Origin of the sequence: Gallaecimonas pentaromativorans (assembly GCF_003751625.1) — a bacterium.
Lineage (GTDB): Bacteria > Pseudomonadota > Gammaproteobacteria > Enterobacterales > Gallaecimonadaceae > Gallaecimonas > Gallaecimonas pentaromativorans.
Genome location: NZ_RJUL01000013.1, coordinates 17,565 through 40,840 on the forward strand (window position 1 = coordinate 17,565; position 23,276 = coordinate 40,840).

A 23,276-nucleotide genomic window follows, 5' to 3' on the forward strand; every position below is an offset into this window, starting at 1 on the left:
TAGGTTTTTTAAATCAACAAGATAGTAAAACGAAAAGCTCTTTTTCCGTATTTTTAAGCGCACGCTCGTGCGCTTTTTTTCGCCAATAAAAAAGGCCGCTTACGCGGCCTTTTTCAATTTTTAGCTTACAGTTGTGGGCCGGCTGCTACCAGCGCCTTACCTTCGGCGTTGTCGGTGAACTTCTCGAAGTTGCTGACAAAACGCTGGGCCAGATCCTGAGCCTTGGCATCCCACTGGGCGGCGTCGCTGTAGGTGGCGCGGGGGTCGAGGATGGAGGCATCTTCAACACCGGCCAGGGCCTGGGGCACCGCCAGGTTGAAGTAGGGCAGCTGCACGAACTCGGCGTTCTCGATGCTGCCGTCGAGGATGGCATCGATGATGGCGCGGGTGGCCTTGATGGAAATGCGCTTACCGGTACCGTTCCAGCCGGTGTTGACCAGGTAGGCCTCGGCGCCCACCGCTTCCATGCGCTTGACCAGCACTTCGGCGTACTTGGTGGGGTGCAGGCTCAGGAAAGCGGCACCAAAACAGCTGGAGAAGGTGGGAGTGGGTTCGGTAACGCCACGTTCGGTGCCGGCCAGCTTGGCAGTGAAGCCGGACAGGAAGTAGTACTCGGCCTGGGCCTTGGTGAGCTTGGATACCGGCGGCAGTACCCCGAAGGCGTCAGCGGTCAGGAAAATAACCTTCTTGGCGTGGCCGGCCTTGGACACCGGTTTGACGATGTTATCGATGTGGTAGATGGGGTAGGAAACCCGGGTGTTCTCGGTCTTGGAGCCGTCGTCGAAGTCAACGCTGCCGTCTTTGCGCACGGTAACGTTTTCCAAGAGGGCGTCGCGGCGGATGGCGTTATAGATATCCGGCTCGGCTTCCTGGCTCAGGTTGATGGTCTTGGCGTAGCAGCCACCTTCGAAGTTGAACACGCCGTCGTCGTCCCAGCCGTGCTCGTCGTCGCCAATCAGCTCACGCTTGGGGTCGGTGGACAGGGTGGTCTTGCCGGTGCCGGACAGACCAAAGAAAATGGCTACGTCGCCGTCTTTGCCCACGTTGGCAGAGCAGTGCATGGAGGCGATGCCCTTAAGCGGCAGCAGGTAGTTCATCATGGAGAACATGCCCTTTTTCATCTCGCCACCGTACCAGGTGCCGCCGATGAGCTGCATGCGCTCGGTGAGGTTGAAGGCCACGAAGTTTTCGCTGTTCAGACCCTGCTTTTCCCAGTTGGGGTTGGTGGTCTTGGCGCCGTTCATGACGATAAAGTCAGGCTGAAAGTCTTTCAGTTCTGCTTCCGTGGGGCGGATAAACATGTTTTTCACGAAGTGCGCCTGCCAGGCCACTTCGGTGATGAAGCGAACGCTAAGGCGGGTATCGCTGTTGGCGCCGCAGTAGGTGTCCACCACAAACAGGCGCTTGCCGGACAGCTGCTCGGTAACCAGGCCTTTAAGATCGTTCCACACCTCGGTGCTGATGGGCTTGTTGTCGTTTTTGCCCTGATCGCTCCACCAGACGGTATCCCTGGTGGTGTCGTCGCGAACGATGTATTTGTCCTTCGGAGAACGGCCGGTAAAGATACCGGTATCCACGGCCACAGCCCCCAGGCTGGTAACCACTCCCTTTTCATAGCCTTCGAGGTCTTCGCGGGTTTCTTCGATGAAAAGTTGCTCAAAGGAGGGGTTGTAAACGATTTCCTGGACGGCATTGATGCCGTACTGGCCCAGATCGATCTGACTCATGGGGGATGGCTCCTAGGGTACGTAGTGTCTAGCTGTAGGGATTTGTCTGTCTGTTTTCTGGCGGCATTGTAGCCCAAAGGTGAGGGGGAGAGAACGCCGAGCAGTCACGAAAATGAAAGACTTTCAGGTCGGGTTACATAATGTGTTTCTTATACATCTTTAATACAAAAGTGTGAGCAAAGGTTTCATTTGTTTGCATGTTGTTGATTGTTGATTTTTCTGGTGTTAATACATGGGTTCCTTTGCAAGGATGTTGCGAGCGGCCAGCAGAGCCGCCGTAGAGATGTTTCACACTTAGAAGGAATGAAACCTTGAAACTCCAAACCGCTTTCAAGCTGAGCCCGCTGGTCCTGGCGCTGGCTTCTGCTTCTTCTGTTGCCGCGTTGTCGGTCAGCCCGCATCAGGTTGTATTCGACAATCCCGTAATAACTAAATCCAAAGTAACCAAGGCTCAAAAAGGTCCCCTGCGTGAGATCGTGCCGAATCGTTACATCATCGAACTGACCGGTGAACCTGTTGCGGCTCGCAGCGGTAGCCATGTTGCACGCTCTGCCAGTGGTAAGCTTGATTTTGCAGCCAGCTCAACTCAGGCGGTTAAGAGCCAATTGGCCTCAGAGCGTGCCCAAGCTGCTGCTGCCCTGAAGACTCTGTATCCTTCTGCCAGTGTTGTTCGCAAGTTCGACACCGTCTTTAACGGTTTGGCCGTGCAGGGCAATGACATCGACGTCGACGCCCTACGCAAGCTGCCCAACGTTAAACACGTTTATCGCGACGAAGTTTTCCATGTGAACATGGATCAATCGCTGCCGATTATCAAAGCTCCCGCAGCTTGGGAAGCCTTGGGTGGCCAAGCCACCGCCGGTAAAGGCCTGCGCGTTGCGGTTGTAGACTCCGGTATTCGTCCGGAAAACCCGATGTTTGACGATGCCGGCATGACCGCTCCCGATGCCAGCACCCTGCCTACTGATGACTACTGTCATACTGTTGACGCCAGTTTTTGTAACAACAAGCTGATCGTTGCCCGCTACTACCCTGCGCTGTCCAGCACCATTGCCGAGGAATACACCGACAAGCCGTTGGGCTGGAACGGTCACGGTACCCACGTTGCTGGCACTGCCGTGGGTATGCCTGTTACCGCAGACTACAAAGGCACTGATTATGCCCTATCAGGGGTTGCTCCCGGTGCCTATCTGATGGTGTACAAGGCCCTGTATCAGGGAGCTACCACCGCATCAGGCTCAACTTTGAGCCTGATGGCTGCTGTTGAAGATGCTGTTAACGATGGCGCTGACGTTATCAACAACTCCTGGGGTGGTGGTGCTGGTGGCGATCCGAACAATAGCGCTTACAAAACCACCTTTGAAAATGCCGAAGCGGCTGGCGTAGTGGTAGTAAGCGCCGCCGGTAACGACGGCAACGGTGCCCAAACCATCGGTTGCCCGGGTTGCGTCGAGTCTGGCATTACCGTAGCTAACACCCAGACTGGTCGCAGCTTTGTCCAGGAAATGAATGTCGATGGTATCGGTAATTTGCAGATGGTAGAAGGCAGCTCTTCGGTGCAGCTGTCCAGCTTGGCTGCGGCGGATCTCACTGCGCCTCTGGTTGCCGCTGCCAACATTGATGCCGCAAATGCCGAAGGGTGTGATGCCTTCCCGGCAGAAACCTTTGTCGATAGTTTTGCCTTTATCTCCCGCGGCAGCTGTAACTTTACTGTCAAAGCTGCCAATGCCGAGGCTGCTGGTGCCAAAGGCCTGGTTGTCTATGACAACGGCGGTGGTGTTGTTCAGATGTCCATGGATGAATCCACCATTTTCGGCGTGATGCTCAGCCAAGCCGACGCTGAGAAAGTGCTGGCTGCCATGGGCACCGGTTCTATCAATGTCACCCTGGATCCTGCTGTTCACTCCTTTGTGGATAGCGCTTTGGTTGATGTGATGAACAGCTCCTCTTCACGTGGCCCTAATGGCGACAATAGCTTTATCAAACCTGACCTGGCTGCCCCCGGTACCAACATTCTGTCGGCATTCTCTCCAGATGAGTTGGGTATTGGTGGTACTGACCCTGTCTTTGATTCCCTGACCGGTACCTCTATGGCCAGTCCCCATGTGGCAGGCGCGGCAACCTTGGTTCTGGCGGCGCATAGTGACTGGACTCCGGCGGAGGTAAAAGCCGCTTTGACCACCACCAGCACTACCGAAGTCAAAGACGATGACGGTGAGACACAGGCTTCACCCTTTGCCATGGGTGCCGGCCGCATTGATGTATCCAAAGCCATCAATGCCGGCTTGGCAGTGGCACCGGTCTCCATCTCTGGCCCGGGCTGTATGACCACCTGCACCTTTACCGTTGATACCACCAGCTTGGCTGGCGACACCGTCAACTGGACCGGCACCGTCAGCTTTAAAGATGCTGGCATCACTGCAACCCTGTCCAGCGCTACCATGAGCTTGGAAGCCGGTGCCACTGGCTCCTTTGTGCTGAATGTTGATGCCACTTCTGCGACCAAGGATGAATGGCACTTCGGAACCATTACCTGGACTGATGCCGACGGCAACCTGCCTACGGCGCATATGCCGGTGGCTATATACTCCGGTAACAGTACTGACGCGACCGCGCTGAGCTCTACTGGCGGTGTTATGACTGCTGGTGGTGAGCTTGCTGCGCAGACTCAGGTATCCAACAACGGTTTCGACGGTACTGCGACTGTGAAAGTAGTTCTGCCTGAGGGACTGGATGTTAATGGTACCCCCGAAGCAACCGAGTCTGGTGCAACCCAGGACAGCTTTGGTTATGACGCTGCAACCAAAACCATGACCTGGACTGGTACCCTTAACAAGTCTTTCGCCAACCTGGCGGCTGGTCCTGCTTGGCTGGACAGCTTGCCTTCTCTGACCGATGGTTTCGATCCGTTTGAAATCGCGTGCAGTGATTGTGATGAAGGGACCGTAAGCTTAAATGCTGCTGGTCTTGGTATTCAGTTTATGGGTAAAGCTGTTACCAGCATTACTCTTAGTGCCAACGGTTATGTTGCTTTCAACGGCGCCATTGTAACGGCTCCCTATTACAATGACAGCATGCCAAGCTCCAAGATCAGCGGTGCCGTGCTGGCTCCGTTCTGGACCGACTTGGATCTGACCAATACCGGCAAGTGGTACTACCAAATCATCAATGATGGTACCAACGACTATCTGGTCTTTGAGTGGAAAGATATCTCCGAGTACGGTGATACCAGTGGTCGTAAGTACACTTTCCAGGTACTGCTGCAATTGGATGCCGATGCTGCCTTCGTACATTACGTCAGCATGGATGCCATGCCGACTTATGTCACTGCCGGTGTCCAAGATGCCAGTGGCGCTAGGGGTAGCAATCTGTATATCGATGGAACTGGCACGGCTCCTGCGTCAGGCTCAAGCTACGGTCTGACATATCAGGATGGCGGAAAGGTTCAACTTGATTACAATCTGGTATCTGACGCCATCGTTGTAGACGATGTGGCTGCTGTTGTGACGGGGCCGGTAACTATTAACCTGCCCTCTCATATCCATGGCTCTCGCCCAGTGATTTCCTCGACACTGACAGCTACAGGTGTTGACGCTAAGGCTTTGTCACCTATTCAAGTTGATCCGGCAGAGAAGGTGGTTATCACTACTGAACCCTCCAATGGAACCTTGTCTGTTGACTCCTCTGGCGTTGCAACCTATACGCCCAGTGAGGGTTTTACCGGCACTGATAGCTTCAGCTATGCCGCAGAAGGTAACGAGTCGGTAACCGGTACCGTCACCGTTAACGTATCTGCTAAGCCCAACACCAACTCTGGTGGCGGCGGTGGCGGTGCCTTCGGCATCCTGGCCCTGCTGATGGCGCCTCTGATGTGGATGCGTCGCCGTAAGGCCTGATAAATCTCGCCCATAAAAAAGGCCCCGCAAGGGGCCTTTTCTTTTTCAGCGTTAAACCACCTCCTATGGAGGTGGTGATCGTCAAGTCGGGGCTATTCACCGGATTTTGAAGAACAATGTAGGAAAAGAGGTCTACCGAAGTATCTACGTGTACTGCAGCATGAAACAGTGCGAGGTATTGGAGTTGAATGTCCAAGTGAACCATGTCCATTTGGTGGTAAGTGTTCCGCCAAAATTGTCGATATCGGAGTTGATGGGTTTCTTGAAGGGGCGTAGCGCAATACGGTTGTTCAATAAGTTTCCATACCTGCGCAAGCAAAAACTTTGGGGAAACCACTTTTGGTCGAGAGGGTACTTTGTGGACTCAGTCGGTGTGAATGGAGCGATAATCAGACGTTATGTGCGTCACCAAGAGAAAAAAGAGAAAGAGTCAGAACAGCTAGAACTACTGTCAGCGGGCTCATAAAGACGAAAGCCCCCTTCTAGGGGGCCTTCTCTCAAAGCCACCTTCTAAGAAGGTGGTCTTTTACTATCTGCCGTTTGGCGCTTTTTACTGGGTGCTTTGGGGGGCGTCTTTGGCACCGGCGAAAATACCGGCCACATCGACGCTGTCGAAGCGGTATTGCTTGCGGCAGTATTCGCAGTCCATGTCCAGGGCGCCGTCGTGCTCGGCGACCAGCTTTTCAACCTCATCCTGACCCAGGGAGATAAGGGCGCTCTCGCAGCGCTCGCGGGAGCAGGTGCACTTAAAGCTCACCGGTTGCGGCTCAAAAAGGCGCACTTCTTCCTGGTGGAACAGGCGGTGCAGCACATCTTCGGCGCCAAGCTCGAACAGCTCTTCGGCCTTGATGGTGTCGGTAAGGGTGGTCAGGTGTTCGAACTGGCTTTCCTCGTCCTCGGCGGCAGGCAGCACCTGCAGCATCATGCCGGCGGCCTTTTGGCCCTCGGCAAAGAGCCAAAGCCGGGTAGGCAGCTGCTCGGAGTTGGCAAAATAGCCTTCCAGCACTTGGGCTAGGTTGTCCCCTTCCAGGCCAACAACACCCTGATAGCGCTCGCCGTCTTTGGGGGAAATGGTGATCACCAGGTAGCCTTTGCCTACCATCTCGGCCAGGGTGCCGTCAGGTATTTCACCCTGATAGCGGGCCACACCGCGCAATACCTGCTGGTGAGTACCGTTGATCACCGCCAGGCTGACCGGGCCGTCCCCTTGCAGCTGCACGGTGATTTCGCCTTCGAATTTGACCGTTGCCGTCAGCAGGCTGGTGGCTGCCATCAGCTGGCCCAGCAGGCGCTGGATGGGCTGCGGGTAGTTGTGGTTGGCGATGATGGCCTCAAAGCTCTCGTCGAGCTGGACCAGTTCGCCCCTTACCTGTGCGTTTTCAAACACAAAGCGATACAGCTTGTCTTGGGCCATGGTTACTCCTGATGCTTGAAATCTCTCAGCTGCCGGCGCTGCTTTTTGTCCGGCTTGCTGTCGGGGTGCGGATTGTACAGGGCATTGAGCTTGCGCGCCTCGGCATTTTTGGCTCTTTTTTCGGCGCTTTGGGCTGTTTCTTCATAGAGCTGCTGGGCAACGCTGGCCGGGCCCCGGGTCTCGGTCAGCGCCAGGACAGCCACTTCTTTTTCGTCACTGCCGGCCCAGAGTTTGACCAGGGCCCCCACTTCCACGATTTTTGCCGCTTTTACCCTGTTGCCGTTGTAATGCACCTTACCCCCTTCCACCTGGGCGCGGGCCAGGGAGCGGGTCTTGAAAAACCGGGCTGCCCAGAGCCATTTGTCCAGGCGAACTTTTTGATCGTTTTGCTTGTCAGTCATAGGCACCTTCACTTGCTTGGGGCATTATGACCAAGATCAGGCGCAGATGCAGTTTTGTGGGCAGGGTCTCACCATGGGGTGAACCTGTCTTATCCATCTATTGCAACTTGGTCGTCATGCTGAGACTTTACTCTGGAAACGCCAAGGCTTGCGTTGCAATTGCCAAAGCCATGGTTTTAACTAGCAAGTTGCTGTTGATAAACCAATTAGAAACAATTAGTGCACATTTTGCGCATCACTTTTTGAAGGGGTCGCAGCTTCCACCATGGATGTGGGGTTATGCAGGGAGCTGTAAAGATAATGAATTCTGAATTACTTCTTGAGCGCGCCGGCACTCTGGCCCGGCGTCTTCCCGAATCTGCTTTGCGCAGGTGGCTGACGATAGTGCCCGCCATGGTGGCCTTGTGGCTGCTGGCAGGGCTGGTGTGGCTACTGCTGACACCTACCCCAGGGCCATCGCCCTGGCAGCCCCAGCAGGATAACGCTTCTGGCACCGACCTTGATTTGAGTGGCCTGAATGGTTACCCCATGTTCGGGGTGGCCGATGTGGGCGCCGAGCAGGCCCAGCCTGCCCAGCAACTGGTGGACGCCCCGGAAACTCGCCTGAAATTGCGCCTTACCGGCCTGGTGGCCGAAAGCCATACCGGCAGCGGCGTGGCCATTATCGAAAGCCAGGGCAGCCAGATGGCCTACCGGGTCGGTGACGACATCAAAGGCACCCGCGCCAAGGTGGCCCGCATCCTCTGGGACAGGGTGCTGCTGGATAACAGCGGCAAGACCGAAGCGCTGATGGTGGACGGCAAGGAATACCAACCGTTGTCGGTGCTGGCAGCCCCTGCGGGTCGCAAACCTGCTCCCACCGCTACGGTGCCGGCTGCCGAAGTGAAAGCCACCTTAAGGCAGGTCCGTGACAACCCGCAGTCCATTGGCGATCTGGTGCGTTTCAGCCCGGCCCGCGAAGGGGACAACATTACCGGTTACCGGGTTGCGCCTGGCCGCGACCCGGCCATGTTTAAGCAGCTGGGGCTCGAAAGCGGCGATTTGGTCAAATCCATCAATGGCTATGACTTGAGCGACCCGGCCCAGGCCCTGGATATCCTCGGCCAGTTGCAAGGGCTCGACAGCCTGAGCCTCGACATCGAGCGCGGTGGCCAGCCCATGAGCCTGAACATCAATATTGCGCAATGACCGCCATGAAGAATAAAGGAAAACCTATGGTCATCAATAAAGGCCTCAAGCCGACCCTGGCGGCCATGCTGCTGGCATCTTTGCTGAGTGCCCCGGCCCTGCCGTTGCAGGCCGCCGAATCGGCCAAGCCCAATACCTATTCTGCCCAGTTCCGCGACACCGACATCAACGAATTCATCTCTACCGTGTCGGCGGTACTGAAGAAAACCATCGTGGTTGACCCGTCGGTGCGCGGCAAAATCGACGTGCGCTCCTACGACCAAATGAGCGCCGATGAGTACTACCAGTTCTTCCAAAACGTGCTGGACGTGTATGGCTTTGCGGTAGTGGAAATGCCCAACGGCGTGCTGAAGGTGGTCAAAGCCAAAGACGCCAAGACCGGCGCCATCCCGGTGGTGGACGGTAAGCTTGGCAAGGAAGGCGGTGACGAGATGATCACCCGGGTCTTCCAGGTGCATAACGTGGCGGTGCGGGAACTGTCGCCGCTACTGCGCCAACTGGTGGACAACGCCGGTGCCGGCAACGTGGTGCATTACGATGACTCCAACGTGCTGATCGTCACTGGCCGCAGTGGCGTGGTGGACCGTATCGGCCAAATCATCCAGCGGGTGGACAAGGCCGGCGACCAGGAAGTGGCGGTGGTCAAGCTCAAGTACGCCTCCGCCGCCCAGGTGGTGTCCATCATCAACGACCTCAACAAGGGCTCGACTGCCAACAACAATACTTCCTCGCCGCTGGCGGTGAAGGTGGTGGCGGACGAGCGTACCAACTCGGTGCTGGTATCCGGTGAGTCCAAGGCCCGCGACCGCATCATCAAGACCATCAAGGGTCTGGATACCGACCAGCAAAGCACCGGTAATACTCGGGTGGTCTACTTGCAGTACGCCAAAGCCAAAGACTTAGTCGACGTGCTGCAAGGGGTGTCTGACACCATCCAGGCCGAGGACCAAAAAGGCGACAAGGGGGCCATCCGCACCGCCAGCAATGGCCGCCAGCAGGTGTCTATCAAGGCCCATGAAGAAACCAACGCCCTGGTGATCACCGGCCAGCCGGACCTCATCAACAACTTGGTGAACGTGGTCAAAAAACTGGATATCCGCCGTGCCCAGGTGCATGTAGAGGCGATGATCGTCGAGATCTATGACTCCGACGGTACCGACCTTGGGGTGCAGTGGTTCTCCAGCAAATACGGTGCCCAGCAGTTCTCCAACGGCTCGGCTCCCAGCTTGACCACCCTATATGGCGCTTATACTGCGGCGACGGTCAACAGCGGTACCACCACCACTACGGTGGACCCGTCCACTAACATCACCACCACCACTTCTACCAACAATACCGCCGACTATTCCGACCTGGCCTCGGCCCTGGGTGGGGTCAATGGCGCGCTGTGGGGCGTGTTTAAGGGTGATTGGGGCGCGCTGGTCAACGCGGTGAGCTCCGATACCAAGGCCAACATCCTGTCGACCCCCTCGGTCACCACCTTGGACAACAAAGAAGCGTCTTTTGTATCCGGTGAGGATGTGCCGCTGCTGACCGGCTCAACCCCCAGCTCCGACAACTCCAACCCCTTCCAGACCATCGAGCGTGAACAGCTGGGTGTGAAGCTCAACGTTACCCCGCAAATTAACAACGGCGATTCGGTGCAGCTGGCCATCAAACAGGAAGTGTCCAGCCGCTCCGGTAACACCGCGGTGGATATCACCCTCAACAAGCGGGAAGTGAACACCACGGTACTGGTGCACAACGGCGACACCATAGTGCTGGGCGGTTTGATTGACGAGCAGACCCAGGAATCGGTGTCCAAGGTACCGCTGCTGGGGGACATTCCCATCCTTGGCAACCTGTTCAAGTCCACCTCCAGCACCAAGCAAAAGCGTAAATTGATGGTGTTCATCCACCCGGTGATTGTCCGTGACGATGAAACCATGCGTGGCCTTAGCCGCGAGAAATACAACCTGGTGCACGACGAACAAATGCGCCGTAAGGAAGAGGGCATCAGCCTGATGCCCTTTATGGACGTGCCCGAAATGCCGGCTTGGGACGACAGCCTGGCCCAACCGCCGGGGCTGACTGAATTTATCCGCGACCGGGATAACAAGCATGACTGAACAGAGCCTCAACGCTGAACTGGCCGAGGCCACCGAAGCGCCCGAGCTCAGCCCCGAGCAGGAGCGGGCGGCAGGGCGCCTGCCCTTTGCCTTTGCCAAACGCCACGGGGTGCTGTTTACCGAAGGCCAGCTCTACCTGCGCGACGGCGCCCAGCCGTCCGCTTTGCTGGAAGCCTGGCGCTTTCTTGGCAAGGGGGTCGCTCCTACCCCCATCAATGGCCACGATTTTGAAGAGCAGCTGGTGGCCGCTTACCAGCGCGACTCCAGCGCCGCTCGCCAGTTGATGGAAGACATCGGCGCCGATCTCGATTTGAACGCCCTGGCCGAAGAGTTGCCCCAGACCGAAGATCTGTTGGACTCCGACGACGACGCGCCGGTGATACGCCTTATCAACGCCCTGCTGTCTGAGGCCATTAAAGAAGGGGCCTCGGATATCCACATCGAAACCTTCGAACAGGCGCTGGTGGTGCGGTTTCGGGTCGATGGCGTCTTGAAAGAAGTGCTCAAACCCAGCCGCAAGCTCGCCAACCTGCTGGTGTCGCGGATCAAGGTCATGTCCCGCATGGACATCGCCGAGAAGCGGGTGCCCCAGGATGGCCGTATCGGCCTGCGCATTGCTGGCCGCGCCGTGGACGTGCGGGTGTCTACCATGCCGTCTAACCACGGCGAGCGGGTGGTGCTGCGTCTATTGGATAAAAACGCAGTGCGCCTGGATCTCGAAGACTTAGGCATGGTCAAGTCGGTGCGCGACCAGTTCGAGGGCCTTATCCGCAAGCCCCACGGCATTATCCTGGTCACCGGCCCCACCGGCTCCGGTAAATCCACCACCCTCTATGCGGGGCTGTCGGAGATCAACTCCAAAGACCGCAACATCCTTACCGTCGAAGATCCCATCGAGTTTGACCTCGAAGGCATAGGCCAGACCCAGGTTAACCCCAAGGTAGACATGACCTTCGCCCGCGGTCTGCGCGCCATATTGCGCCAAGACCCAGACGTGGTGATGGTGGGGGAAATTCGCGATTTGGAAACCGCGCAGATCGCGGTGCAGGCGTCGCTCACCGGCCACTTGGTGCTGTCCACCCTGCACACCAACACCGCCTCCGGGGCCATTACCCGCTTGGAAGACATGGGGGTCGAGCCGTTTTTGATCTCCAGCTCGCTGTTGGGGGTCCTTGCCCAGCGCCTGGTGCGCCGTCTGTGTCCGCATTGCCGCAGCCCCTACCAAGCCAGCAAAGGCGAGTTGGAGCTGATGGACCTTGAAGAGAAAAAGCTCACCCTGTTCCACCCCAAAGGCTGCGAACACTGCAACATGACCGGCTATCGCGGCCGGACCGGCATTCACGAGTTCATCATCATCGATGAGAAGCTGCGCGAGCTTATCCACAATGGCCGTGGCGAGCAGGCCATCGTCAAGCAGGTGCGCAAGTCAGTGCCCAGCATCCGCGACGACGGCTTTGCCAAGGTCCAGGCCGGTATCACCTCCCTTGAGGAAGTGCTGCGGGTTACCCGGGAGGATTGATGGCGGCTTTTGAATACGTTGCCCTGGATGCCAAAGGCAAACAGAAAAAAGGCGTTCTGGAAGCCGACAGCCCCCGCGCCGCCCGAAGCGCGCTGCGCGACCAGGGGCTGATGCCGGTTTCCCTGGCCGAGAGCGTGCAGCAGGAAAAGGCCCGTGGCAAAGCCCGCGGCCTGGGTTTTGGCACCAAGGTGTCGGTGAGCGATTTGGCGCTTATCAGCCGCCAGCTCTCCACCCTGGTGCAATCGGCGCTGCCGCTGGAAGAATGCCTTAAAGCGGTGGCGGACCAAACCGAGAAGCCGCGCCTTCAGCGCATCCTGATGGCGGTGCGCTCCAAGGTGGTGGAAGGCTATAGCCTGGCCGACTCCATGGCCGAGTTTCCCAATGTCTTTGACGAGCTGTACTGCGCCATGGTGGCTGCCGGTGAAAAATCGGGGCATCTGGATACGGTACAAAACCGCCTGGCCGACTACACCGAGCAGCGCCAGACCGTAAAGCAGCAAATCCAGCAGGCCATGATCTACCCCATCATGCTGACCCTGGTGGCCATCGGCGTGGTGTCTCTGCTGCTGACCTCGGTGGTGCCGCAGGTGGTGGGCCAGTTCGAGCACATGAACGCCACCTTGCCGGCCAGTACCCGCTTTTTGATTGGCGCCTCGGACTTTGTCCGTGACTGGGGGCTGTTGGTACTGGCGGGGGTTATCCTGGCCGGGGTCGGTTTTAGCCGGGCCATGAAAAAAACCGGCTTTCGGCGCAAGGTGCACGGCTATTTGCTGCGCATGGCGGTGCTGGGCAAGGTGGTGCGCGGCGTTAATACCGCCCGTTTTGCCCGTACCCTGGCCATTTGCTCGGCCTCGTCGGTGCCGCTTTTGGAGGGCATGCGCATCAGCGGTGACGTGCTGACCAACCTGGTGATGAAAGAATCGGTAGCCGAGGCTACCACCAAGGTCCGCGAGGGCACCAGCCTTCGTCAGGCCCTGACCCAGACCAAACTGTTTCCGCCAATGATGCTGCACATGATCGCCTCCGGGGAGAAGTCCGGCGAGCTGACCCAGATGCTGGAGCGCGCCGCCGACAACCAGGACCGGGAGTTTTCCAACCTGGTTACCGTGACCCTCGGGGTGCTGACCCCGGCCATGGTGGTGACCATGGCCGCCATTGTGTTTTTCATCATGATCTCTATCCTGCAACCCATTCTGGAAATGAACAACATGGTGGCCTGAGCTGCCAAGGAGTCGCTGTATGAACAAGAAACAACAGGGTTTTACCCTCATCGAAATCATGGTGGTGGTGGTGATCATCGGCATGCTGATCGCCATCGTCGCCCCCAACGTGTTGGGTAACAAAGACAAGGCCATGGTCCAAAAAGCGGTGGCCGACATCAATGGCCTGGAGTCGGCCCTTGAGATGTATTACCTGGACAACTCCACCCTGCCCACCACCGAGCAGGGCCTGCAAGCACTGGTGCAAGAGCCCACCCCGGCGCCTCGCAACTACCGCCAGGGCGGTTACATCAAGCGTCTGCCTACCGACCCTTGGGGCCGCGACTACATCTACATCAACCCCGGTGAGCATGGCCGCTATGACCTCTACACCCTAGGCGCCGACGGCCAGGAAGGGGGCGATGAGCTCAATGCCGACATCGGTAACTGGAACCTCAAGGACTTCCAGAAGTAAGCGATGACAGCCCCGCGCGCCCAAGGCCATGGCTTTACCCTTATCGAGATCCTGGTGGTCCTGCTGCTGATGGGGCTGATGGTGGCTATGGTCTCCGTCTCCTTTGGTGGCCCCAGCGACGGTAAGCTGGTGGATAAGGAAGCCGATGCCTGGCAGGCGCGCTTTGCCCTGATGCACGACGAAGCCATCATGCGCTCCGAAGAGTTGGGGCTGAAATTCGACGGCAAGGGCGGCGTGGAAGTGATGCGCTTTGACCCGGACGCCCCGGTGCCCGGCACCGAAGACGACCCAGACGGCCCCAAGGGCGCCTGGGTCGACCTTAATGACGACAATGTCCTTAAAAACTGGCAAAGCCAGCCGGGTATTCACGGCAGCCTAGTGCTGGATGGCTTGTCTCTGGGGGAAAGCCTGATCCCGGACGATGCCTTTACCAGTGGCGACGATGACAACCGCGCCAACCAAGACAGCAAAGACGGCAAAGACGGCAAGGATAAACGCCTGACTCCCCACCTGTTCTTCCTCTCCTCCGGCGAGTTCATGCCCTTCGAGCTGTGTCTGTACAAGGTGCACAGCTCGCTACTGGATGGCCTCTTTGACAGCCAGCGCCAGAGCCGCGAGCGTGCCTTGCTGGCCAGTGGCGACCCGGACGCAGTGGTGGCCACCTGTATTGACGGTCACGCCAATGGCACCCTGAGCCAGCCGCAAGACCCAGATATGGATTGGAGCAAGGGAGAGGTGAAATGGTAAGGGCCAGGGGCTTTACCCTTATCGAGGTGCTGGTGGCCATGGCCATCTTCGCCATTGCCGCCATTGCCATCATCAATGCGGTGACCGCCAACATCCGCAGCCTGTCCATTCTCAAGGACAAAACCCTGGCCGACTGGGTGGCCACCAACAAGCTCAACGACAGCCTCTACAGCGCCGTCAAAGACGGCGCCAAGGGCACCGAAACCCAGGCCGGGGTAGAGTGGTACTGGCAAATCAAGAAGCTTAAAACCGAAGACAAAGACTTTTACGCCCTGGAAGTGACGGTCTCTAAAAACAGCGATCTCTCCCACCCCGAGGCGGTGCTACGCCGCTACGGCGCCGTGCAGGAGCAAAAGAAATGAGGCGCCAGCGCGGCTTTACCCTGATTGAGATGATGGTGGCCATGGCCATCTTCGCCTTGATTGGGGTGGCGGCCTACTCGGTATTCAACCAGGTCAGCCTGGCCGACCGCTCCAGCCAGGAGGCCTCCAAACGCCTGGCCGAGGTGCAGCAGGCCATGCTCACCATAGAGCGGGACATGACCCAGCTCTCCAGCCGCCAGGTGCGTTTCCCCAATGGCGACAAGCAATCGGAAGTGCTGGCCGGTAAACACTTTTTCCTCGACAGCGAAGACGACGGCATCCTCTTTACCCGCCGGGGCTGGCAGAACCCCTCGGCGATGCTGCCCAGAAGCGAGATCCAACTGGCCGCCTACCGCCTGGAAAAAGGCGAGCTTATCAAGCAGTACTACTTCTACCCTGACCCTGAAGTGGGGGTAGAGCCCCAGCGCCAGGTGCTGCTCACCGGCGTCGAAGAGCTGAAAATTCGCTACTACGACGGCGAAAACTGGCAGGACAACTGGGCCGCTTCCGAGTTGCCCCAGGCCATCGCCATTACCCTCAAGCTCAAGGATTACGGCGAAATCGTGCGCCGCTTTGCCACGCCTTCCAAAGGCCGGGGCAAGGCCAAGGAGGACAGCTGATGCGGCGCCAGCAAGGGGTGGCCCTTATTACCGTGATGCTGATTTTGGCCGCCATCGTGGTGGTGGCCGCCAGCATGACCTCGCGTCTTGGCCTTAATATCCGGCGCACCGGCAACCAGTTGGGGCAGCACCAGGCCTATTTCTATGCTTTGTCCGGCGAAGCTTATGCCGAGCTTGCCCTGCACCGGCTGCTGGACGACAAAGACGGCAAGCTCAACCTCAGCCAGGACTGGAACAAGGAGCAGAGTTTTCCGGTGGAAGGCGGCGGTATTCGCGGCCATATCCGCGACGCCCGTACCTGCTTTAACCTCAACAGCCTGGCCGGCGACGACGGCGCCAGCCACCGTGCCCAGTTTCAGGCGCTGCTGGAAGACTTGGATGTCGAGAGCTTCCAGGCCGAGACCATCGCCTTCTCTCTGCGTGACTGGCTTGATGACGACAGCGATCTCAGCTCCAGCTTTGGCGCCGAAGACGCCGAATATCAGGGCCGCGAGCATCCTTACCTTGCCGCCAACGGCCCTATGGTAGACCGCTCCGAACTGCGCATGGTCAACGGTGTTAGTGCCGCTATCTACCAGAAGGTGAGTCCCTATGTGTGCGCCCTGGACGACACCAAGCTGGAATTGAACATCAATACCCTGGCGCAAGACAATGCGGTGGTGCTGGCGGCGGTGCTGGCCCCCATGACCTTGGAAGACGCCAAGCGGGTACTGGCCGACCGCCCCGAGAAAGGCTACGACACCGTCGAGGGGGCCTGGGCCGACCCGACGCTGGCCGCCGTGAAGAATCTGCCCGAGGGCGCCAAGGATGCCTTGGTGATCACCTCGGATCGTTATTTTGTCGACCTGGAAGGGCGCTTCCAGGACCGGCCCCTTTATATGCAAAGCCTTCTTAAAAAAGGTGACGATAACAAGCTGACGGTGCTGTGGCGCCGTCTGGGAGGACGCTTGTAATGAATACCCTGGTTATACGGCTGCCAGTGACGGCAAGCCAGCCGGTTTCCTGGTTGCACTGGTCGGCAAGTGAGGGCCAGGTGCTGGCCAGCGGCGCCCTGGCTAGCACCAATCGGCTGGGCGATTTGGCCGGCCTTGACGGCCGGGTGCTGGTACTGGCGCCGGGCAGCAGCTTTTTTTGCACCGCCCTCAAGCAGGCCAACAAGAGCCGCCAGTTTTTAAAGGCGGTACCGTTCATGCTCGAAGAAGAGCTGGCGGACGACGTCGACAGCCTGCACTTTTTGCTCAAGCCCCAGGGCGAGCAAGTGGCGGTGCTGGCGGTGCGCCACCAGCTGATGCAGGAATGGCTGGGCTGGCTGGAAGAGGCCGGTATCGAGCCGTGGAAACTGGTGCCCGATTTCCTGGCCCTGCCGCTGGTGGAAGGGGCCTGGTCGGCCCTGGGTATCGACGGTGAGCTGCTGCTGCGCACCGGCGCCTACACCGGCCTAACCGTGCCACAAGAGTTGGCCGAGTGGGTGGTAGCGCCTCTGGTGGGCGACGACGTGCAACCGGTAGAAGCCTATGGCGATGTCACCTTGCCGCTCACCTGCACCCAGACTCAGCTACCCGCCGAGCTGCCGCTGGCGGTGCCGGCCAAGCAGGCCGATGCCCTCAATGTTGACCTGTTAAGCGGCCCTTACCAGCGCAAATCCCAGTCCAATACCCTAGTCAAACGTTGGTGGCCGGTGGCAGCCAGCTTTGGGGTGCTGTTGCTGGTGGCGCTGGTGGGTAAAGGGGTGGCCATTTACCAATTGTCTGCCCAGTCGTCGGCCCTTGAGCAGCAAATTGCCCGCGATTATGGACGCCTCTTTCCCGGCGAGCGGCTGGTGAGTGCCGGCGCGGTGCGGGCCCAGCTGCGCGGCAAACTGAAGAATCTGGTCAGCGGCTCTGCCAACGCCAGCCTGCTGGCCATGCTTAACGATCTGTCGCTGACCTTTGCCAAGGTGGGCAACATCAAGCCGGACAACCTGCGTTTTGACGCCAGCCGCGGCGAGCTGAGGCTATTGACCACGGCCCCGGACTTTGCCGCTTTTGAAAAACTCAAGGCGGCCCTGGCCGACCGTTACAGCGTGGAAACCGGCGGCCAAAGCACGGTGGAAGGGGGCGTCTCCGGCACCCTCATCTTAAGGAGCAAGGGATGATCAAGGACTACTGGAACAACCTGGCGCCCCGTGACCGCCAGATCCTCACCTGGGCCTCTCCCTTTTTTGCCCTGGGGCTCTTTTACTTTGTTATCTGGCAGCCCCTGCAAGGGGCCGAGGCCTCGGCTCGCCAGACCCTTAGCAATCGCCAGGGCGATTTAAGCTTTCTGCGCGAGCAGGGCAGCCGGGTGTTGGCGGCCAAGGGCGGCAAGCTGGCCAGCGGCGCCGGCAGCCTGACCGACAGGGTTACCCGCAGCGCCAACCAGTTCAGCATTCGCATCGACCGCCTGCAGCCGGGTAACGGCAGCATTAACGTCTGGGTGGACGAAGTGCCCTTTGAGCAATTGGTGGGTTGGCTCACCCAGCTGCAACTCAAAGAAGGGCTGAGCGTGGCCCAGGCCGATATCGCCGCCACCGGCAAGCCGGGCATGGTGAAGGTGCGGCGGCTGGAACTGACGGGGGCCTGATGAAAGCAGCAAAATGGATAGGGCTGGGCCTGGTGTTCTTCCTAGTGGCGCTGGTGTGGCAACTGCCGGCAGCGGTGGTGCTGGGCCATGCCAAGCTGCCAAAAGAGGTGGGCATAGAGGGGGTTTCCGGCACGGTGTGGCAGGGCCGGGTAGAGAGCCTGAGCCTGGCTGGCACTGCCTTTAAGGACGTGACCTGGCAGCTCCATCCTCTGGCGCTTTTTACCGGCAAGGTGGCGGCCAGCATCAAAAGCCGACCGGATCGCACCCGTTTGAGCGGCGATCTCGCTGTTGGCTTTGGCGGTAAGCTGGCCATTGAAAATCTCATTGTACGGGTGCCCGTGGCGCCGCTGGTGGCAGGGGTGCATTTGCCGGTTCCCAGCCAGGTGGGCGGTGAGTTGTCGGTGGCTATTGCCCAGTATCGTCAAGGCCAGCCCTGGTGTGAGGCCCTCAAAGGCAAGGCTCAGTGGCTGGATGCGTCGGTGACCAACAAGTTTGGCGACTTCAATCTGGGCCGCATCGATGCCGACCTTGATTGCGACAAGGGCGCGGTGACTGCCGTTATCCGCGACACGCCGCCGCGCCTGGGCCTGGAGCTGGAAGCGCGCCTAGATGGCCAGCGCTATCACATTCGCGGCTTTGCCAAACCGGCCGCCGATCAGCCCAAAAACCTGCGCGATGCCTTTGCCTTTTTCGGCCGCCCTGCCGGCGACGGCCGCTACCCGGTGCAGTTCCAGGGCACCTTGCCGCGCTAAGATGAGCGCTATGACAAAGCCCTCTTCGGAGGGCTTTTTTATCGGTAGGGCTAAGTTGACTGCCATCATTCAGCCGGGCCGGGTTATAAGGTTGCGGCAGCCCGGGTGTTGGCCAAGCTAGGCTCTCGAACCATTTGTTCTAAAAAACCTGTTGGATGAAAAGACTTTAATCGAACAAGATTGAGGCTTCCCGCCAATGCATGAGTCAGGCTCGGTGACGACCGGGCCTGCTACAGGTACTGAAACGGCGCCCAAGGGCGCCGCCGGTGCATACCTATAACGATAAGCAATGTATTTTCTTACCCCCGGCCATTTATATGGCCGTTTTTTTTATGTCCTCGATAAAGCCCAGGTAATCACTGGTGGAGGCAAAACCGTTGAAGGTTTTGTGGGGGCGCTTGGAGTCGGGGTTTTCTACGCCAAGCAGGTAGCGGATGCCAAACTGGCTCGCCGCCTCGAGGATGGGCTGGGAGTCGTCTACAAAAAGGGTGCGCTGTGGGTCGAACTTGAGATCCTGGTACACCCCTTGCCAAAGCCGCTGGGATTCTTTGGAAGCCCGGTAACTGTGGGTGCTGATGAGCAGGTCTAAGTGCTTGTCGAGTTCGGTCAGCTCCACCTTCAACGACAGGCTTTTGGGGTGGGCGTTGGTGAGCAGCACCACCCGCCGCCCAGACTCGCGCAGTGCCTTTAAGAAGGGCAGGGTGTCGCTTCGCAGGCTGATGAGGTGCTGAATGTCGCGGCTGGCCAAATCGATATCCAGCCCCAAGCGGGCAGTCCAGTAGTCGTAGCAGTACCAGTTAAGGGTACCGAACACGGCGGCGTACTCGGCGTCGATACGGGCCTGGGCCTCGGCCAGGCTGATACCGTCTTTCTCGGCCAGCAGCACCGGCACCCGCTCCATCCAGAAGTGGCTGTCAAAATGCAGATCCAGCAGAGTGCCGTCCATATCCAGTAAAACGGTGTCAATTTCCGACCAATTTAGCCTTTGGTCATTTCGCATCTGGTATCTGCCTTCGTGATTGGGTGTAATGGGGAAGCTATTCTAAGCCAGCGGTATGCCCATGACGAAATCTGCCAAACTCCCCGAAGTGCTCGAATCCGAAATAGTGGCCCAAAGCAGGCTGTTCAAGGTGGAGCAGTTGCACCTGCGGTTTTCCAACGGCGCCGAGCGCGTGTATGAGCGCATGGCGGGCAAGGGCCGAGGCTCGGTGATGATAGTGCCGCTACTTAACGACGACACCCTGCTGCTGGGCCGCGAGTATGCCGCGGGCCTCCACGCCTATGAGCTGGGCTTTCCCAAGGGCCTGATTGACCCAGGTGAAGACGCCATCGAGGCGGCCAACCGCGAACTGCAAGAAGAGATAGGCTATGGCGCCCGCGACTGGACAGTGCTCAGGGACGTATCCATGGCGCCGGGCTATTTTGGCTCGCAGATGACGCTGCTCATTGCTCGCAGTCTCTACCCCTCGCGCCTGGAAGGGGACGAACCCGAGCCCATCGAAGTGGTGCCCTGGCCGTTGGCCCGGCTCAATGAGCTACGCTATCAAAAGGATTTTTCAGAAGCGCGCAGCCTGACCGCTTTGCTGCTGGCCAGGGACTGGTTGGAGGAACAGGCACTGCTATGAATCCCCAAGCCCTGATCGACGACATCATCCACCTTGCCCGCCAGGCTGGCGACGCCATCCTGCCCTGGTTCCGCTCCGACCAACTGGTAACCGAACACAAGGCCGACGACAGCCCGGTGACCAACGCCGATATCGCCGCCAACAAAGTGATTTTAAAGGGCCTCAAAGCCCTGACCCCGGACATTCCCATCCTCTCGGAAGAATCCGGCCACAAACCCTTTGCCGAGCGTCGCCAATGGCAATGCTACTGGCTGGTGGACCCTTTGGACGGCACCCGGGAGTTTGTCGGCGGTTCGCCGGATTTTGCGGTGAACATCGCGCTAGTGGTAGACAACGAGCCGGTAATGGGGGTGATCTACGCCCCGGTGTCGGGCGACTGCTACTGGGCCGTTAAAGGCCATGGGGTCTTTAAAAACGGCCAGCCCATCCATACCCGCAAACCCAGCTCGCCGCCGCTGCTGGCGGTGTCGCGGCACCAATCCCTGAGTACCTTGAAGAGCCATCTTAGAGACGCGCTGGATTTCGAGGCCCTGGCCTTTGGCTCGGCCAGCCTGAAATCTTGCATGGTGGCCGAAGGGGTGGCCGACGCTTACGTACGCATCGGCCCCACCGGCGAGTGGGACACCGCCGCCAGCTGGGCCATCGTGGTGGAAGCAGGCGGGGCTATTGTCGATTTGGATGGCAAGCCGCTGACTTTTAACCGCAGCGAGAGCCTGGAAAACCCCAACTACGGGGTGCTGGGGCAACTGGCCGCGGCCCAGCTCTTTCCTTAAGGAAATTCATTGATGCGTATGTTGATGCTGGTGGTGGCAGTGCTGGTATTGCTGGCGTTGGTGCGCATGCTGGCGCTGGGTGTTGGCGACAAGGAAGAGTCGCAGGCGCCACTTCCCCAACAAACCCTTAAGAACGTGCATCGCCAACTGGACGACGCCATGCTGCAAAGCCAGTGCCTGAACGCCATCCAAGCCCATTATGGCTTTCAGGGTATGCGTATTAAAAAGCTTGCCGATAATCGCTATCAAATCAGCGACAAGGGCAAGAGCGACATCCTCAGCTGCACCCTCGGGCCCGAGGGTGCCATCAAGCTCACCGAACAGAATCCTTAACTGCGTAGCGTCAAAATCGTGACACTTGTCACATGCTTGAAATTAAACCAGTTGTTCATCTTTGCTTTGTTTAATGAAAAACAAGGGGTTACGTTTCCCTTCGGTAGGATTTCTTTTGTTTAGCGCTGTCTAAGTTCATTACCTTGTATTAACATTCAGCCCACTATTGCGGTGCCAAGGTAGGTTATGCAGCACATGCAGGGAAGGTTTGACGTTAATCAGTCGCAGGCCTGTATCGACAGTCCTCTATACCTCAAGCGCAGCCATGACGTTGCCCTCCCTTTTCGCCTGACCGGCGTTCTCAATCACAGCCCCCTCGACGACTCTTTAGGCCTGTTCGCCTTGAGCTTGCGCGCTCTTAAGCCGTTCGCTGCGAAAGGTTCTGGCTACGCCGAGCAAAAGGCCCTGGGTGAGTTGCTGGGGTTCTTTGTGCCGGGCAGCGCTACCCCATACCGCATCTTTATTTAGCAGGGGCGATGGTCTGCGGCAGCCAGGTCATGGCCAGGTAAAAGGCGTCGCCTTCACCAGCCACAAAGCCAAGGCGCTGATAGAGCCTTTGGGCCGGGCTGGCAGGGGCAACCTGCAGTTTTATCGCGAGCGCTTTGGTGGTGGCTTCGGCCTGCAGCTGGCGCAGCAGCGCGCTGCCAATACCAAGCCCCTGGTGGCTGGGCAGCAAGGCGATGTCCACCAGGCGCAAGTGGTCTGGATGTTCGGCCACCAGCAGCCGGCCAACCGGCTGGCCCTGCTGCTCGATAAGGGTAAAGCGCTGGCTGGGGTAATGGGTGAAGTAGTGGCGGTATTGCGCCTCGAACTGGCTTTGCAGGAACAGCGTTTTCTGCTGGTCATTGAAGGGAAAATTTGCCAGCTCTGCCTGGCGATTGGCGGCATAGAGTGCGGCCATAAAGACTTTGTCATGGTCCGTTATTGGACGAAGGCTGATGCCGGTTGGCAAAGCGTTGCGCATGGAGCCGTCTCCTGTCCTTGGATGGGGATGGAATATCAATAACGGAAGAGGATACGCAATGGAACCTTACATCGGCGAGATCCGGATCTTCGGCGGCAATTTTGCCCCGGCGGGCTGGGCCTTTTGTAACGGCCAGATAATGGCCATCAGTGAGTACGACGCGCTTTTTGGCCTGCTCGGCACTACCTACGGCGGCAACGGCCAGACCACCTTTGCCTTGCCGGATCTTCGTGGCCGCTTGCCGCTGCATATGGGCACCTCCACCACTGGCAGCCGCTATGTATTGGGCGAGCAGGCTGGCAGCGAGGAAGTCACCCTGCTCTCGACCCAGCTGCCCCAGCACAGCCACCAAGCGCTGGCCGCCGCTAGCGGCGACGTCGAAAGCCCCAGTAACACTTTTTGGGCGGGTTTTGGTGACGCTTTGGGTTACTCCAAGGCCTTGCCTAGCACCACCATGGCGCCCCAGGTCCTGTCCTTGACCGGCGGTAACCAGCCCCATGAAAACATGATGCCGAGCCAGGCATTGACTTTCATCATCGCCCTTTTCGGCATCTACCCGTCACCTAATTAAG

The 23,276-nt window shown here is 58.5% G+C and carries 23 protein-coding genes and 1 pseudogene; 19 read left to right on the plus strand and 5 right to left on the minus strand.

Features of this window, described 5'->3' with window-relative positions:
- Positions 1–125 precede the first annotated feature (125 nt).
- Positions 126–1,727: a phosphoenolpyruvate carboxykinase (ATP) gene (gene pckA / locus EDC28_RS18770; protein WP_050658821.1), complete on the minus strand. Its 1,602-nt coding sequence runs from the start codon at positions 1,725–1,727 to the stop codon at positions 126–128.
- A 311-nt stretch (positions 1,728–2,038) separates the two neighbouring features.
- Between pckA and EDC28_RS18775 the strand changes: the two genes are divergently transcribed.
- Entirely contained in the window at positions 2,039–5,623 is a 3,585-nt protein-coding gene (locus tag EDC28_RS18775; RefSeq protein WP_123422634.1) for a S8 family serine peptidase, read from the plus strand.
- A 100-nt stretch (positions 5,624–5,723) separates the two neighbouring features.
- Positions 5,724–6,089: pseudogene (gene tnpA / locus EDC28_RS18780) on the plus strand (IS200/IS605 family transposase); the annotation flags it as partial.
- 84 nt (positions 6,090–6,173) lie between these two features.
- Here tnpA and hslO read toward each other — a convergent pair.
- Both hslO and hslR read right to left on the minus strand, forming a co-directional pair.
- Positions 6,174–7,037 (minus strand): Hsp33 family molecular chaperone HslO, encoded by an 864-nt coding sequence (gene hslO / locus EDC28_RS18785; protein ID WP_123422635.1) that lies wholly within the window; start codon positions 7,035–7,037, stop codon positions 6,174–6,176.
- 2 nt (positions 7,038–7,039) lie between these two features.
- Positions 7,040–7,438 (minus strand): ribosome-associated heat shock protein Hsp15, encoded by a 399-nt coding sequence (gene hslR, locus EDC28_RS18790; protein WP_050658817.1) that lies wholly within the window; start codon positions 7,436–7,438, stop codon positions 7,040–7,042.
- A gap of 300 nt (positions 7,439–7,738) precedes the next feature.
- On the opposite strand from hslR, the gene gspC reads away from it, so the two are divergent.
- From gspC to EDC28_RS18850, 12 genes are read left to right on the plus strand one after another with little or no spacing between them, the layout of a single operon-like run.
- Positions 7,739–8,626 (plus strand): type II secretion system protein GspC, encoded by an 888-nt coding sequence (gene gspC / locus EDC28_RS18795; RefSeq protein WP_170164178.1) that lies wholly within the window; start codon positions 7,739–7,741, stop codon positions 8,624–8,626.
- A 26-nt stretch (positions 8,627–8,652) separates the two neighbouring features.
- On the plus strand, positions 8,653–10,734 hold the full coding sequence (gspD, locus tag EDC28_RS18800) for a type II secretion system secretin GspD (protein WP_050658815.1): 2,082 nt from the start codon (positions 8,653–8,655) through the stop codon (positions 10,732–10,734).
- Positions 10,727–12,253: a type II secretion system ATPase GspE gene (gene gspE / locus EDC28_RS18805; RefSeq protein WP_050658814.1), complete on the plus strand. Its 1,527-nt coding sequence runs from the start codon at positions 10,727–10,729 to the stop codon at positions 12,251–12,253. Before gspD ends, gspE begins: the two co-directional genes overlap by 8 nt.
- Entirely contained in the window at positions 12,253–13,473 is a 1,221-nt protein-coding gene (gene gspF, locus EDC28_RS18810; protein WP_123422637.1) for a type II secretion system inner membrane protein GspF, read from the plus strand. Before gspE ends, gspF begins: the two co-directional genes overlap by 1 nt.
- A gap of 19 nt (positions 13,474–13,492) precedes the next feature.
- Complete coding sequence (gspG, locus tag EDC28_RS18815) at positions 13,493–13,927, plus strand: type II secretion system major pseudopilin GspG (protein ID WP_050658812.1); 435 nt, start codon at positions 13,493–13,495, stop codon at positions 13,925–13,927.
- A gap of 3 nt (positions 13,928–13,930) precedes the next feature.
- Entirely contained in the window at positions 13,931–14,674 is a 744-nt protein-coding gene (locus EDC28_RS18820) for a prepilin-type N-terminal cleavage/methylation domain-containing protein (protein ID WP_123422638.1), read from the plus strand.
- On the plus strand, positions 14,668–15,036 hold the full coding sequence (gene gspI, locus EDC28_RS18825) for a type II secretion system minor pseudopilin GspI (RefSeq protein WP_050658810.1): 369 nt from the start codon (positions 14,668–14,670) through the stop codon (positions 15,034–15,036). Before EDC28_RS18820 ends, gspI begins: the two co-directional genes overlap by 7 nt.
- Positions 15,033–15,656 carry a type II secretion system minor pseudopilin GspJ gene (gene gspJ, locus EDC28_RS18830; protein ID WP_123422639.1) on the plus strand — a complete coding sequence of 208 codons (624 nt, stop codon included), beginning with the start codon at positions 15,033–15,035 and terminating at the stop codon, positions 15,654–15,656. The genes gspI and gspJ overlap by 4 nt, the downstream gene beginning before the upstream one ends.
- Positions 15,656–16,609: a type II secretion system minor pseudopilin GspK gene (gspK, locus tag EDC28_RS18835; RefSeq protein ID WP_123422640.1), complete on the plus strand. Its 954-nt coding sequence runs from the start codon at positions 15,656–15,658 to the stop codon at positions 16,607–16,609. The genes gspJ and gspK overlap by 1 nt, the downstream gene beginning before the upstream one ends.
- Entirely contained in the window at positions 16,609–17,790 is a 1,182-nt protein-coding gene (gene gspL, locus EDC28_RS18840; protein WP_050658807.1) for a type II secretion system protein GspL, read from the plus strand. Before gspK ends, gspL begins: the two co-directional genes overlap by 1 nt.
- The gene (gene gspM, locus EDC28_RS18845; RefSeq protein WP_050658806.1) at positions 17,787–18,257 is read left to right on the plus strand and encodes a type II secretion system protein GspM; all 471 of its coding nucleotides are present in this window, start codon (positions 17,787–17,789) and stop codon (positions 18,255–18,257) included. Before gspL ends, gspM begins: the two co-directional genes overlap by 4 nt.
- Positions 18,257–19,009 carry a type II secretion system protein N gene (locus tag EDC28_RS18850; protein WP_123422641.1) on the plus strand — a complete coding sequence of 251 codons (753 nt, stop codon included), beginning with the start codon at positions 18,257–18,259 and terminating at the stop codon, positions 19,007–19,009. Before gspM ends, EDC28_RS18850 begins: the two co-directional genes overlap by 1 nt.
- Before the next feature lie 313 nt (positions 19,010–19,322).
- On the opposite strand, the gene yrfG is transcribed toward EDC28_RS18850, so the two are convergent.
- Positions 19,323–20,009, minus strand: coding sequence for a GMP/IMP nucleotidase (yrfG, locus tag EDC28_RS18855; protein WP_123422642.1), 687 nt, complete (start codon positions 20,007–20,009; stop codon positions 19,323–19,325).
- Between the two features lie 61 nt (positions 20,010–20,070).
- Between yrfG and nudE the strand changes: the two genes are divergently transcribed.
- From nudE to EDC28_RS18875, 4 genes are all read left to right on the plus strand, one after another.
- Entirely contained in the window at positions 20,071–20,634 is a 564-nt protein-coding gene (nudE, locus tag EDC28_RS18860) for an ADP compounds hydrolase NudE (RefSeq protein ID WP_050658999.1), read from the plus strand.
- Entirely contained in the window at positions 20,631–21,407 is a 777-nt protein-coding gene (gene cysQ / locus EDC28_RS18865; protein WP_123422643.1) for a 3'(2'),5'-bisphosphate nucleotidase CysQ, read from the plus strand. The genes nudE and cysQ overlap by 4 nt, the downstream gene beginning before the upstream one ends.
- A gap of 12 nt (positions 21,408–21,419) precedes the next feature.
- Positions 21,420–21,740: a hypothetical protein gene (locus EDC28_RS18870; protein WP_123422644.1), complete on the plus strand. Its 321-nt coding sequence runs from the start codon at positions 21,420–21,422 to the stop codon at positions 21,738–21,740.
- A 186-nt stretch (positions 21,741–21,926) separates the two neighbouring features.
- Positions 21,927–22,208 (plus strand): hypothetical protein, encoded by a 282-nt coding sequence (locus EDC28_RS18875; RefSeq protein ID WP_123422645.1) that lies wholly within the window; start codon positions 21,927–21,929, stop codon positions 22,206–22,208.
- Here EDC28_RS18875 and EDC28_RS18880 read toward each other — a convergent pair.
- Positions 22,201–22,704, minus strand: coding sequence for a GNAT family N-acetyltransferase (locus EDC28_RS18880; RefSeq protein ID WP_123422646.1), 504 nt, complete (start codon positions 22,702–22,704; stop codon positions 22,201–22,203). The two genes, EDC28_RS18875 and EDC28_RS18880, sit on opposite strands and share 8 nt — an antisense overlap.
- A 58-nt stretch (positions 22,705–22,762) precedes the next feature.
- On the opposite strand from EDC28_RS18880, the gene EDC28_RS18885 reads away from it, so the two are divergent.
- Positions 22,763–23,275, plus strand: a complete 513-nt coding sequence (locus EDC28_RS18885) for a phage tail protein (RefSeq protein WP_123422647.1) — start codon at positions 22,763–22,765, stop codon at positions 23,273–23,275.
- Position 23,276: the final 1 nt, after the last annotated feature.